Source organism: Bradyrhizobium sp. (assembly GCF_016462955.1).
GTDB lineage: Bacteria > Pseudomonadota > Alphaproteobacteria > Rhizobiales > Xanthobacteraceae > Bradyrhizobium.
This window is the reverse complement of the sequence record NZ_JAEMSD010000064.1, coordinates 1-12608: the sequence shown is the minus strand read 5'-3', so window position 1 is coordinate 12608 and position 12608 is coordinate 1. Positions and strand designations below refer to the sequence as shown.

Here is a 12608-nt window from a genome sequence, read left to right as displayed (position 1 = left end):
TCATGAGATATTCAACGTCGGCTCGGACAATACCTACAGCGTCAACCGGCTGGTCGAGCTTCTCGGCGGCGACAAGGTCCACATTCCCAAGCGTCCCGGCGAGCCCGACTGCACATACGCCGACATCACCAAGATCAAGCAGGTCCTGAAATGGGCACCGAAGGTGAAGTTCGAGGACGGCGTCGCGACGATGTTGAAGTCGATGGATCAGTACAAGGACGCTCCCCTGTGGACGGTGGACAAGATCGCGGACGCCACCAAGGACTGGTTCAAGTATCTCGGTGACGACACGGCCACCTCGCAGAAGGCAAGCCGTTGAGCAGGCTCGTTCACGTCGTGACATTTGCCGCCAGCCGATCATTTCCGGACCGGCCATCTGAGACCTACCGGCGCTTTGGATAATTCGCATGGGCAATGCTGCAGAAAAGCCGACCGGACATCCGGCACCGCACGATAAGATCAAGACGGTCGAGGAACTCGGCGAGATCGCACGCGCCGCGCAGGCAAAGGGCCTGAAAGTCGCTCTCTGCCATGGCGTCTTCGATTTGGTGCACCTCGGCCATGTCCGGCACATTCTGGCAGCCCGCAACGAGGGCGACGTGGTCATGGTGACCATCACCGCCGACCGCTATGTCAACAAGGGTCCGGGACGGCCGATCTTTCCCGAAAACATGCGCGCCGAGATGCTGGCAGCACTCGGCACGGTCGACTGGGTCGGCATCAACCGGACCTCCAGCGCCGAGCCGGTCCTCGATACCGTCCGCCCCGACATCTACGTCAAGGGCTCGGACTACGAGAATCCGGAGGATGACGTTACCGGCAAGATCGCTGTCGAGCGCGAAGCCGTCGAGCGCCATGGCGGCCGCATCGTGTTCACGCGCGACGTGACCTTCAGCTCGTCATCACTGCTGAACCGCTATTTCGACATCTACGACCCCCCTCTGCGCGACTACCTCCAGAAGGTGCGCGATGGCGGCGGCGCCGAACGGCTGCTGAAGCTGATCGACAAGATCCAGGACATGCACGTCGTGCTGGTCGGCGATACCATCATCGACGAGTACCAATACGTTACGGCGCTCGGAAAGGCTTCCAAGGAGAACATCGTCGCAACCTTGTTCAAGAACGGCGAGCAATTCGCCGGCGGAGTGATCGCCGCGGCGAACCACGTTGCGAGCTTCTGCAAGTCGGTCGAGATCGTCACGACGCTGGGCGGCAACGACTATCCCGACGAGTTCATTCGCGCACATGTCCGCCCGAACGTCACGCTCAGCCCGATCCGCATTCAGGGCCGTCCGACAACCCGCAAATTGCGGTACGTCGAGATGGGCTACCTGCACAAGCTGTTCGAAGTCTACACCATGGACGACACGCCGCTCGACGAGACCGCGCGCGCGGAGATCGACCGGGTGACCGCCGAGCGCGTGCGCGGGGCCGACGTTGTCATCGTTACCGATTTCGGTCACGGCATGATCGCATCCAGCACGATCGACACGCTGATTGCGAACTCGAAATTCCTGGCGGTCAACGCCCAGAGCAACAGCGGCAACCACGGCTACAACCTGATCACGAAGTATCCCCGGGCCGACTACATCTGCATCGACGCACCGGAAGCCCGCCTGGCCGCCACCGACAAGTTCAGCGACATCGCGTCGGTGATCCAGGACGGCCTGCACCGCAAGATCGAATGCGGCAACATGATCATCACGCACGGCTCCTTCGGCTGCTACCCCTTCTCCTCGAAGACCGGCGTGGCGCGCGTCCCCGCCTTCACCAAGACCGTCGTCGACACGGTCGGTGCGGGTGATGCCTTCCTGACGATCACGGCTCCGCTGGTGGCGGCCGGCGGCAATATCGAGGATGTCGCCTTCATCGGCAATGCGGCGGGCGCCATCAAGGTCGGCATCGTCGGTCACCGCAGTTCGGTCGAGAAGGCGCCGCTGGTCAAGTTCGTCACCGCGTTGTTGAAATAGCGCAAGAGATAGATTCCGGAGAGCGACAGTGATTGATCGGAAATGGAACGTGATGGTCACCGGTGGCGCCGGCTATGTCGGCAGCGTGCTGGTTCCCCAGTTGCTTGCGGCGGGGCACAAGGTCACGGTGCTCGACTTGTTCATGTATGGCGAGGACGTCTTCGACGCCGTTCGTGGCAATCCGAACCTGCGCCTGATCAAGGGCGACATCCGCGATGAAGCTGCGATAAACGAGGCCCTGCGAGGCAATGATGCGGTGATCCACCTCGCCTGCATCTCCAACGACCCCTCGTTCGAATTGGATCCGGGGCTCGGCAAGTCCATCAACTACGACTGCTTCCGGCCGATGGTGCGCGCCGCCAAGAAGGCCGGCATCAAGCGCTTCATCTACGCATCCTCCTCGAGCGTGTACGGCATCAAGGACGAGCCCGAGGTGACCGAGGAGCTGTCCTGCGAGCCGCTCACAGACTATTCGAAATTCAAGGCCATGTGCGAGACCGACCTCGCCGAAGAGGCCGCGTCCGGCTTCGTCACCTGCACGGTTCGTCCCGCCACCGTCTGCGGCTACGCTCCGCGGCAGCGGCTCGACGTCGTCGTCAACATCCTGACCAATCTGGCGGTGAACACCGGCCGCATCCGTGTGTTCGGCGGAACGCAGAAGCGGCCCAATCTGCACATCGAGGACATGTCCGCGGCCTATCTGTTCCTGCTGCAGCAGGATGACGCAAAGATCGACGGCAAGACCTACAATATCGGCTACGAGAACCACTCGCTGATGAAGATTGCCGACATCGTCAAGTCGGTGGTCGGAAACAATGTCGAGGTGGCGGTCGAGCCGACAGATGATCTGCGCTCCTACCACGTCTCCTCGGAGAAGATCCGCCGCGAGCTTGGATTTGCGCCGACGCACACGATCGAGCAGGCCGTGTCCGGCCTGGTAAATGCCTTCAAGGCCGGCCGCCTGCCGAACTCGCTCAATGATCCCAGGTATTTCAACATCAAGATGATGCAGAACATCAGCCTGAAGTGAGCGGCGTGCGGATCGGCATCGATTTCGACAACACGATCATCTGCTACGACAAGGTCTTTGCCGTCGCCGCGCGCCAGCGTGGGCTGGTGCCGGAGGGCTGGGACGGGCTGAAGACGGACGTACGGGACTATCTGCGGTCTCGTGCCGGGGGCGAACTGGCCTGGCAGGGACTGCAGGGTTTCGTCTACGGCAAGGGCATCGGCGGCGCCGATATCTATCCGGGGGTCCGCGAGTTCCTCGCCGCGTGCCGCAAGGCCGACGCGGGCGTCTTCATCGTCAGCCACAAGACGCAGTTCGGCCACCAGGACCCTGACCGCGTCGATTTGCGCGAGGCCGCGCGCGGCTGGCTGAGAAGTGCGGGTCTCATCGACGCTGCCGACGCGGCGCTGGTCGCGGGCAACATCTATTTCGAGGCCACGCTCGCGGCCAAGGTCGAGCGGCTCGCGAGCCTGGAGCTCGATATCTTCATCGACGATCTGGTCGACGTGTTCGCGCAGCCGCATTTTCCGAAGACGACGCGATCGATCCTGTTCACGCAGTCGCCGCCTCCCTATCCCGATCACTGCGAGCCGATCGCGACCTGGGCCGATATCCACCGCGGAGTGTTCGCACAATGAGCGAGCCGGACATCGGCGTACAGGATGCGATCTCGATCGGCAGCCGCCTCTCCGGGGCGCCCGTTGTGGCCGCGCAACCGGCGCGGTCCGGCGGCAACAACCGGGTGTTTCGACTGGAGATGACGGAGGGACCCCCGCTCGCCCTCAAGCACTATCCGTCCGACGGGCGCGATCGCCTGGGACAGGAATATGACGCTCTCACCTTTCTGTCGCGACACGGCATCACGTCGACGCCGGGGCCCATCGCAAAGGATCCGGCTGCATTCTGCGCATTGTATCAATGGTTCGACGGTGACGCCGCGGTCCTGCACCCCCGGCACGATGATGCCGACCAGCTGGCGGATTTCCTGATCGGCTTGCAGAAGCTGCGCAACGCGGAAGGCGCGCAGAACTTGCGCAACGCCTCGGCCAGCATCTTTTCGCCCGAGGAGGCCATCGCCCAATACGAGCAGCGCCTGGACGGACTGCGGCGCGCGTCGCAGGATGATCCGGACCTGCGTGCGTTCATGGACGGCAGCCTGGTTCCGAGCACCGCGATAGCAATCCAAAAACTCCGCAAGCGCTATGCGGAACTGGGCCTGAATGCCGCAGCGGACCTGGCCCCGGCCCAGCGTGCATTGAGCCCGTCGGATTTCGGACTACACAACGCGCTGCGCACCGGGGACGGCAGGCTGCGTTTCATCGACTTCGAGTATTTCGGCTGGGACGATCCGGTGAAACTCGTCTCCGACACCGCAATCCACCCCGGCAGCGATCTCCCCGCGGCCGACGCGAACCGACTGATCGATCGCCTCTCGCGCGCCTTCATGGCTGGGGATGACGCGTTTGCGATCCGCCTTGACGTACTGTATCCTGTGTTCGGGGCGATTTGGTGCCTGATTGTCCTGAATGCCTATTTGCCGGAAAGCCGCTCCCGGCGCGCCCTGGCCGCGCAAGGCGCCGATCTGACGGTCCGCCTTGCCGGCCAGCTCGACAAAGCCCGCCGGCTCCACCAAACGATTTGCCAACGTGATCCAGATCTCGCCCCACGCTGAAGCCGCCCTCACCTGCACGCTCGACGAGCGCAGCCTCTATCTGCGCCGCCTCGTCCTCGGTTCTGTCCGCTCGGCCGGACGCGGCCATGTCGGTCCTGCCCTGTCGCTGATCGAGATGATCCGCGTGCTCTACGACGATGTGCTGCGGATCGATCCGAAGAATCCGCGCGATCCCAATCGCGACCGCGCGATCCTCAGCAAGGGACACGGCTGTCTAGCGCTCTATGCGCTGCTCGCCGATCGCGGCTTCTTCCCACTGTCGGAGCTCGACGGCTTCTGCAGCTCCGACAGCATCCTGGGCGGACATCCCGAATACGGCATGGTGCCGGGGGTCGAGGCGTCGACCGGTGCGCTTGGACACGGCCTGTCGATCGGTGTCGGCCTCGCGCTCGCGGCGCGCATGCGCGAGCGCAGCTACCGGACTTTCGTGCTGCTCGGCGACGGCGAGATCAACGAGGGATCGGTGTGGGAGGCCGCCATGGGCGCGGCCAAGCACGGCCTCGACAATTTGGTCGCCATGATCGACTACAACAAGCTCCAGAGCTACGGGCCCACCGATTACGTGCTGCCGCTCGAACCCCTCGCGGACAAGTGGCGGAGCTTCGGCTTCGCCGTGCAGGAGGTCAACGGCCATGACGTTGGCGCCCTGCGCGGCGTGCTCGAACAAATCCCGGCCGTTGCGGGCAAACCGACCGCGATCATCTGCCATACCGTCAAGGGCAAGGGTCTGCCGCAGGCAGAATCCAACGCCGATTGGCATCACAAGAACAAGCTGACCGACAGCGAGCTCGACGCCATCCGCGTCGCCGTCGGCGATTTTTGATCGGCTCCCCATGCGCAACACCGCGATGAACATGGTCCACAAGCTCGCCGCGCGCGACGAGCGGGTGCTTTACATCGGCTCCGATCCCGGCGCCGGTACCCTGCGCGCGATGAGCAAGGAGTTTCCCAAGCGCCACCTGATCGAGGGCATTTCGGAAGCGCACATCATCGGCATGTCCGCCGGCCTCGCGATGGAGGGCTTCGTGCCCTACGTCAACACCATCGCAACCTTCCTCACCCGCCGCTGCTACGAACAGGTCGCCGTCGATCTCTGCCTCCACAATCTGCCGGTGCGGCTGATCGCCAATGGCGGCGGCCTCGTTTACGCGCCGCTTGGTCCCACCCACCAGGCGATCGAGGACATCGCCATCATGCGGGCACTGCCGAACATGACGGTGATCTGCCCGTGCGACGCCGATGAGGCCGCGCGCATGATGGAGCAGACGCTCGACTGGAAGGGTCCGATCTACATCCGGCTCGGCAAGGGCGGCGACGCCATCGTCTCGAAGGCCGAGCACGGCTTCGAGATCGGCAAGGCCATCCTGATGCGCTCCCCCGGCGACGTCCTCATGGTGAGCACCGGCATCATGCTCCAGCGTGCCATCGCCGCGGCCGACCTGCTTGCCGCGCAGGGCGTTCGCGCCGGCATCCTGCACATGCATACGGTCAAGCCGCTCGATACCGCGGCGCTGCTGCAGGCGATCCGCGGGGTCAAGCTCGTGGCGACGCTGGAAGAGCACGTGCCCTCGGGCGGGCTCGGCAGCGCGGTCGCGGAGGCGATGATCGACAAGCTCGGTTCGGGTCTGCCGGCGATGCTGCGGCTGTCGCTGCCGGACCGCTTCATGCACAATTACGGTTCGCAGGACTCGCTGCTGAAGAAGCACGGACTCTCCGCCAACGCGATTGCGACCTCGATCGAGCATGCGCTCGCGGCGTCGCGCACTTCCTCCCCTCAACTCCATTCCACCTGACGGGTCCCATGTACGACGTTCGCTATTCCTATCTGCTCGAGCAGTTCGCCGACCCCGCTCCGATCCTGGCCGAGATCGGTCGGCTGGTGGCGACCGGCGACTTCACCCTTGGCAAGCCCGTCGCCGAATTCGAAAAGCGCTTTGCCGAACTGATCGGGGTCCGGCACGCCATCGGCGTCGGATCGGGCACCGACGCGCTCAAGCTGCCGCTCAAGGCGCTCGGCATCGGCCATGGCGACGAGGTCATCACCGCCGCCAACACCTTCATCGCCACGGTCGGCGCGATCGCGGAAACCGGCGCCACCCCGGTGCTGGTCGACTGCGACGATTCCTTCTGCATGAATGTCGACCAGGTCGAGGCCGCCATCACTGAGAAGACCAAGGCGATCATGCCGGTTCAGCTCACTGGCGAGGTCACCGACATGGGCAAGCTGATGCCGATCGCGCAGCGCCATAACCTGCCCGTGGTCGAGGATGCCTGCCAGGGCATCCTGTCGGAATTTGCCGGAAAGCGCTCCGGCACCCACGGCATCGCGGCCGGCTTCTCGCTGCATCCGCTCAAGAACCTCAACGTCTGGGGCGATGCCGGCGTCGTCGTCACCAACGACGACGGCATGAACGAAAAGCTCCGCCTGATCCGCAACCACGGCATGAAGAACCGCGACGAGATCGCGATCCTCGGCTGCAATTCGCGGCTCGATTCTCTCCAGGCGGTGGTCGGCAATTGGCTGATCGGCCAGACCAGCGAGATCACGCGGCGCCGGATCGAGAATGCGGCCTATTACGACGCGGGCCTCGCCGGCCTGCCCGGCCTGCGCATCCCGCCGCGCCGGCCCAACGTGAAGCACGTCTATCATCTCTACATGGTATTCGCCGAGCGCCGCGACGAGCTCTACAAATACTGCCTGGACAACGGCATCGAGGCCAAGATCCACTACCCGATCCCGCTGTATCAGCAGGAAGGCCTCAAGCATCTCGGCTACGCGCCCGGCACCTTCCCGGTCACCGACCGCCACGCCGGGGAAGTCATCAGCTTCCCCGTCGACCAGCATCTGACGCGCGCGCAGCAGGACCGCGTCATCGAGACCGTCAGGAAGTTCTGCCATGGACGCTGACACCGGCCGCCGGCGCATCGGTTACGTCAATCTCCCCGCGCAGTTCGAGGAAGAGCGCGCCGAGATCATGCAGGCGGTCGAGGGCGTATTCCAGCGCGGCGACTTCATCGGCGGCGCGGCGGTCGGAAAGCTCGAGGAGGAGTTGTCGTCCTATCTCGGCTCACCGCATGTCGTGACGCTGAACTCCGGTACCGACGCGCTGATCCTCGCCATGCGGGCGCTCGACATCGGCCCCGGCGACGAGGTCATCACCCCGCCGAATTCGTTCGTGGCATCGACCGCCGCGATCATCGCGGTCGGCGCCACGCCGGTGTTTGCGGACGTGCTGCCGGACCAGAACATCGACCCCGCCGCGGTCGAGGCTGCCGTCACGTCGCGCACCAAGGCGATCATGCCGGTGCACCTGACCGGGCGCATGGCCGACATGGGCCCGCTGATGGCGATCGCGGCCAAGCACGCGCTCGCCGTGATCGAGGACAGCGCCCAGGCGATCGGCTCGACCTATGACGGCCGGATGAGCGGCACGATCGGCACGTTCGGCTGCTTCTCCGCCCACCCGCTGAAGAATCTCAACGCGGCCGGCGATGCCGGCTTCCTCGTCACCGCCGATGCGGAGCTTGCCGCAAGAATCCGCCGGCTGCGCAACCACGGCCTGATCAACCGCAGCGACGTCCAGGAATGGGGCCTCGTATCACGGCTCGACACGCTTCAGGCCGAAGTGCTGCGCATTCGCCTGCGCCACCTGCCATCGGTCATCGAACGCCGAAGGCGCAACGCCGCGCAATACCGCGCGGAGCTCGCGGGCCTGCCGCTGTTCATTCCGCCCTGCCGCAACATCGAGTTCAACACCTTCCACACCTTCGTCGTGCAGACCGAGCGTCGCAACGATTTCCAGAAATATCTTGCCGACAAGGGCATCGAGACCGCAATCCACTATCCGGTCCCGATCCACCTGCAGCCGGCCGCGGCGCATCTGGGCCATGGCCGCGGCGCATTCCCGGTGACGGAACGGCAGGCCGACCAGATCCTCACTCTTCCCATCAACCAGTTCCTGTCGGCCGCCGACATCAGCTATATTTGCGCGACCGCCCGGGAGTATTTTGCATGACGGACACGGACTTCCTGCACGCCGACGAGCAGGCGCTGGCGCAGCGCTTCATCGACGACGGCTTCGTCACCACGCCGGCCGACGACCGCGCCGGGCTCGACCGGATCCAGCGCCGTGCCGCAGAGCTCGCCGCGGACTATCTGAAGCTGCCGCACAGCAACGATCCCTATGCGATGCTCGACACCATCCACACGCGGGTCAGCGTGGATGATCTCAACGGCCTGCGGCTGCACGTCTTCAACGGCCTCAACGCCGAGCCCTGGTTCCGGCCGACCTATTTCCGCCTGGCGCGCTCGACGATCGAGACCATCGTCGGCAACGAGCTCTGCATGCAGCGCCGCGTCAATCTCAGCATCCAGCTTCCCGGCGACAGCTCCTCGCTGCTCGCCACACATTCCGACGTCTGGTCCGGCGATTCGCCGTTCGAGGTCGTGGTGTGGGTGCCGCTGGTCGACGTCCACCGCACCAAGTCGATGTATCTGCTGCCCCCGTCCCTGAACGGCGAGATGCAGGACCGGATGGCCGCCCTGCGAAGCGCCGAGGAACTGTACAAGACCATCAAGCCGCACGCGACCTTCATCGAGATTCCCTACGGTCACGTGATGCTGTTCAACCAGACCCTGATGCACGGCAATCGCGTCAACGAGGAAGCCGGCACGCGCTGGAGCATGAATTGCCGCTTCAAGAGCATCATGTCGCCTTACGCGGACAAGCGCTTCGGCGAGTTCTTCGAGCCGATCCTGCTGCGCCCGGCGACCCGCGTCGGCATGCAATACAAGCTGCCGGGAGGGTTCCATGGCTGAGCGAGCCGGCCACCGCGGCTACATCGGCGCCCGGCCGCTGAACGGCAGCCGCACCCCGCAGCATGTCCAGAACATCGTGATCCGCGACTATGCGCGGCGGAAGAACCTGCATTATCTGCTCAGCGCCGCCGAGCACACCATGCCCGGCAGCTACATGGTGCTCGAGGATATCCTGGACGAGCTGCCCCGGCTGCGCGGCCTGATCCTCTACAGCATCTTTATGCTGCCGCCCGACGAGGTGCGCCGTCGCCAGATCTACGACCGCGTGCTGCGCGAGGGCTGCGACCTCCATGCCGCGGTCGAGGAGATCACGCTGGCATCGCAGAAGGACGTCCAGGCCGTCGAGGACATCCTGCTCGTCAACAAGTTCGCGACCATCCTGTGACGGTGACACGGACCGGTCGGCTCCCATGACCGAGATCAACCTGCTCCAGCCGATGCATGCATCGACAAAGCGGAATTACGTCCAGCGCGTGGTCGAGCACGACAAGGCGGAATCCGCCGCCGTCGCACGGCAATGGGGCCGTGACTATTGGGACGGCGACCGACGCTACGGCTACGGCGGCTACCGCTATGACGGACGATGGCGACCGCTGGCCCAGACCCTGATCGATCGCTACGGCATCAAGCCGGGCATGAGCGTGCTCGACGTCGGCTGCGGCAAGGGCTACCTGCTCTACGAGTTCACCCAGCTCGTTACGGACCTGCAGATCGCTGGCATCGACATCTCCGAGTACGGCATCGCCAATGCCAAGGAGGAGGTGCGGCCCCATCTGAAGGTCGGCAGCGCCGTCGAACTCCCTTATCCCGATCACAGCTTCGACCTCGTGGTGTCGCTCGGCGTGCTGCACAATCTCCCGCTCGAGGAGGTCTTCCGCGCGGTGCCCGAGATCGAGCGCGTCGGACGCGGCGCCTCGAAATATCTGATGGTCGAATCCTTCCGCAACGAGCGCGAGAAGGCGAACTTGCTTTACTGGCAGCTCACCTGCCTGAGCTTCCATGGTCCGGAAACATGGGCCTGGATCTACGACAAATGCGGATACCGGGGCGACCATGGGTTCATCTTCTTCGAATGAAGCAGGCCTGCGCGGGCCGACCTCGTTGCGTGCGCAAAATCCGGAAGTGTACTATTCGGACGACGCGATCGTCACGGCGGACGACGCCACGATCGCGGAGCTGAAACGGATTGCTGCCGGCAACCCGCGTCTGCGCAGCCGGCTGTGCACACACCCCGATCCCTCGTCAGGCCTGCACGAAATGCTGATCGTGCATCATCGCGAAGCCTATGTGCGGCCCCACAAGCACATCGGCAAACCGGAATCGTTCCACGTGATCGAAGGCACCGCACAGGTCGTGATCTTCGAGGATGACGGCCGCATTCGCGACGTGCTCGAGATGGCGCCCTACGGTGAGGGCAAACGCTGCTATTATCGCATGCCGGAAAAGGTCTTCCACTCGATCCTGATCACCTCCGAATGGCTGGTGTTTCACGAGACCACCGCCGGTCCATTCGATCCGTCGCGCACGGCATTCCCCGACTGGGCCCCCGACGGCGGCGACGCTGCCGAGGTCCAAGCCTACGTGACGAGAACCGGCACCCTCGCTGCGGAATATTTGGACAGTCGAGGCAAAGCTTAGGAGCATGGCCATCCCCGTCGGGCTCGAGGATGCTCGCATGAATGTAGATCCGAGCGCTGCCGCCCTCCGACGAGAGGAGCGGGCAGGCATCGGATACGTCTACCTTGCGCTGGCTCTCGCCTTTGTCACGGCCGCGCCCGCTCTGTTCGCGCGTGAGGTCTTCGGCGACGATTGGACCGTGTACTACATCTACTGGACCCAAGGTGCAGCCGGCGTTGCTCGCGTGCTGTGGGAATCGGCGCACGCGGGCTTTGCGATCCCCATGACGCTGTTTGTGGCGCTTTCGAACGACACTCCCGATGTCTCTGCGCGGATTGCCGGACTAGCCTGCCACCTGGTCAACGGCGTGTTGCTTCACTCCGTCCTGGCACGATCATCCTACACGAGACGGATCGCCGGTCTTGTCACGGCTCTGTTCCTGCTCAGCCCGTTCTATGCGATTCGCCTGACCCTCAACGCGGTCTACGACTTCTTCCTGCTGTTCTATCTGCTCTCCTACGAGCTGTCCTATTCCAAGCTGCGCGCGCTTAGATGGAGCGCACCCGTCTGCCTGCTATTCGCGTTGTCGCTCGAGACCCTGATCGCCCTCGAACCGCTTCGCGTCGTGCTCGCCTGGTCTGGCCGCGAGCGCTGGAGGCAGACGCTCGCGCGTCTTGCACCGTTCTGGCTGGCCGTTGCAGCCATGATCGTTCTGCGACTGACAATTCTGGGGAAGAGCGGTCACTACGCCGGTCAATATAGTTTCGCGAACGATTTCTCGATCATAGCCAATGCACTCTATGCCCACCTCATGGCCTTTCCCCGTGGCCTGGGCTACGCCTGCTCTCGCGGTTTCGCGCTGCTGGGGCTGCCCGTGTCCGCGGTCGCGACCTTGGCTGCGATTGCCGTCTTTGTCCGGTTCTCGTCGACCGCATTGTGGATGCCGTGGGTGCTGAACGGACGCTCGAACAGGAATGCGACGCTCCTGCTGCTGATGCTGGGCGCCGCGATTGCCCTTGTCGGCGCGGTGCCCTACGCACTTGCCGGGCTTTATGGCGACGTGACGCGGGGTGAGTCCAGGCTCCTCTTTCCTTCGCAGTTCGGCGTCTTGATGCTGTTGGCGACGGTCATACAGGCCATCCCCGGATTGCGCGTACGGGCGGCAGCAGCGGGGGCCCTGATCGCGATCTTCGCCTTGTCGACGGCTCACGATTCCAAATGGCTGCTCTACGACGGGTTGCTCAGCAGCGACATGCTGCGGCAAGTCCGGGCAGCCTTGCTCGCGGACCCCGAGCCATAGGTCGTGAAGCTCCAGTTCGAGAACTGGCACGTCTTCTCGTTCCGCTCACGATGCCTCGGCGCCAACGACATGAACGTGGCACAGACGATCCTGCGGGACGAAAATCGCGAGCGGTCGTTTGTCTATACGGACTTTTGCGGGGATTTTACCGATCCGAACTTCGTCGTGAACGGCCACTGCCCGGTTTCCTACCTCGAAACCTTTCCTTGCCCGCCCCGCCG

The 12608-nt window shown here is 64.0% G+C and carries 15 protein-coding genes; all 15 read left to right on the top strand.

What is annotated here, in order from left to right:
* A partial coding sequence (locus JHD07_RS09835) for a GDP-mannose 4,6-dehydratase (RefSeq protein ID WP_291621489.1) occupies nucleotides 1–319 on the top strand: 319 nt, incomplete at its 5' end.
* Nucleotides 320–407: 88 nt separating this feature from the next.
* The gene (locus JHD07_RS09830) at nucleotides 408–1970 is read left to right on the top strand and encodes a PfkB family carbohydrate kinase (protein WP_291621487.1); all 1563 of its coding nucleotides are present in this window, start codon (nucleotides 408–410) and stop codon (nucleotides 1968–1970) included.
* A 28-nt stretch (nucleotides 1971–1998) separates the two neighbouring features.
* A complete protein-coding gene (locus JHD07_RS09825; RefSeq protein WP_291621485.1) occupies nucleotides 1999–3000 on the top strand; it encodes an NAD(P)-dependent oxidoreductase in 1002 nt (333 codons plus the stop codon).
* Between the two features lie 5 nt (nucleotides 3001–3005).
* Nucleotides 3006–3617 carry a hypothetical protein gene (locus tag JHD07_RS09820; protein WP_291621483.1) on the top strand — a complete coding sequence of 204 codons (612 nt, stop codon included), beginning with the start codon at nucleotides 3006–3008 and terminating at the stop codon, nucleotides 3615–3617.
* The gene (locus tag JHD07_RS09815; RefSeq protein ID WP_291621481.1) at nucleotides 3614–4651 is read left to right on the top strand and encodes an aminoglycoside phosphotransferase family protein; all 1038 of its coding nucleotides are present in this window, start codon (nucleotides 3614–3616) and stop codon (nucleotides 4649–4651) included. Before JHD07_RS09820 ends, JHD07_RS09815 begins: the two co-directional genes overlap by 4 nt.
* Nucleotides 4626–5474, top strand: a complete 849-nt coding sequence (locus tag JHD07_RS09810; protein WP_291621479.1) for a transketolase — start codon at nucleotides 4626–4628, stop codon at nucleotides 5472–5474. Before JHD07_RS09815 ends, JHD07_RS09810 begins: the two co-directional genes overlap by 26 nt.
* Before the next feature lie 10 nt (nucleotides 5475–5484).
* Nucleotides 5485–6444 (top strand): transketolase C-terminal domain-containing protein, encoded by a 960-nt coding sequence (locus JHD07_RS09805; RefSeq protein ID WP_291621477.1) that lies wholly within the window; start codon nucleotides 5485–5487, stop codon nucleotides 6442–6444.
* A gap of 8 nt (nucleotides 6445–6452) precedes the next feature.
* Nucleotides 6453–7559: a DegT/DnrJ/EryC1/StrS family aminotransferase gene (locus JHD07_RS09800; RefSeq protein WP_291621475.1), complete on the top strand. Its 1107-nt coding sequence runs from the start codon at nucleotides 6453–6455 to the stop codon at nucleotides 7557–7559.
* Nucleotides 7549–8667, top strand: a complete 1119-nt coding sequence (locus JHD07_RS09795) for a DegT/DnrJ/EryC1/StrS family aminotransferase (protein WP_291621473.1) — start codon at nucleotides 7549–7551, stop codon at nucleotides 8665–8667. The genes JHD07_RS09800 and JHD07_RS09795 overlap by 11 nt, the downstream gene beginning before the upstream one ends.
* A complete protein-coding gene (locus tag JHD07_RS09790; RefSeq protein ID WP_025037016.1) occupies nucleotides 8664–9470 on the top strand; it encodes a sporadic carbohydrate cluster 2OG-Fe(II) oxygenase in 807 nt (268 codons plus the stop codon). The genes JHD07_RS09795 and JHD07_RS09790 overlap by 4 nt, the downstream gene beginning before the upstream one ends.
* Nucleotides 9463–9855 carry an LIC12192 family sporadic carbohydrate cluster protein gene (locus JHD07_RS09785; protein ID WP_291621469.1) on the top strand — a complete coding sequence of 131 codons (393 nt, stop codon included), beginning with the start codon at nucleotides 9463–9465 and terminating at the stop codon, nucleotides 9853–9855. The genes JHD07_RS09790 and JHD07_RS09785 overlap by 8 nt, the downstream gene beginning before the upstream one ends.
* 25 nt (nucleotides 9856–9880) lie before the next feature.
* Complete coding sequence (locus JHD07_RS09780) at nucleotides 9881–10546, top strand: class I SAM-dependent methyltransferase (protein WP_291621467.1); 666 nt, start codon at nucleotides 9881–9883, stop codon at nucleotides 10544–10546.
* Nucleotides 10524–11108 carry a WbuC family cupin fold metalloprotein gene (locus tag JHD07_RS09775; protein ID WP_291621464.1) on the top strand — a complete coding sequence of 195 codons (585 nt, stop codon included), beginning with the start codon at nucleotides 10524–10526 and terminating at the stop codon, nucleotides 11106–11108. The genes JHD07_RS09780 and JHD07_RS09775 overlap by 23 nt, the downstream gene beginning before the upstream one ends.
* 4 nt (nucleotides 11109–11112) lie before the next feature.
* On the top strand, nucleotides 11113–12387 hold the full coding sequence (locus tag JHD07_RS09770; protein ID WP_291621462.1) for a hypothetical protein: 1275 nt from the start codon (nucleotides 11113–11115) through the stop codon (nucleotides 12385–12387).
* 3 nt (nucleotides 12388–12390) lie between these two features.
* A partial coding sequence (locus JHD07_RS09765; protein WP_291621460.1) for a hypothetical protein occupies nucleotides 12391–12608 on the top strand: 218 nt, incomplete at its 3' end.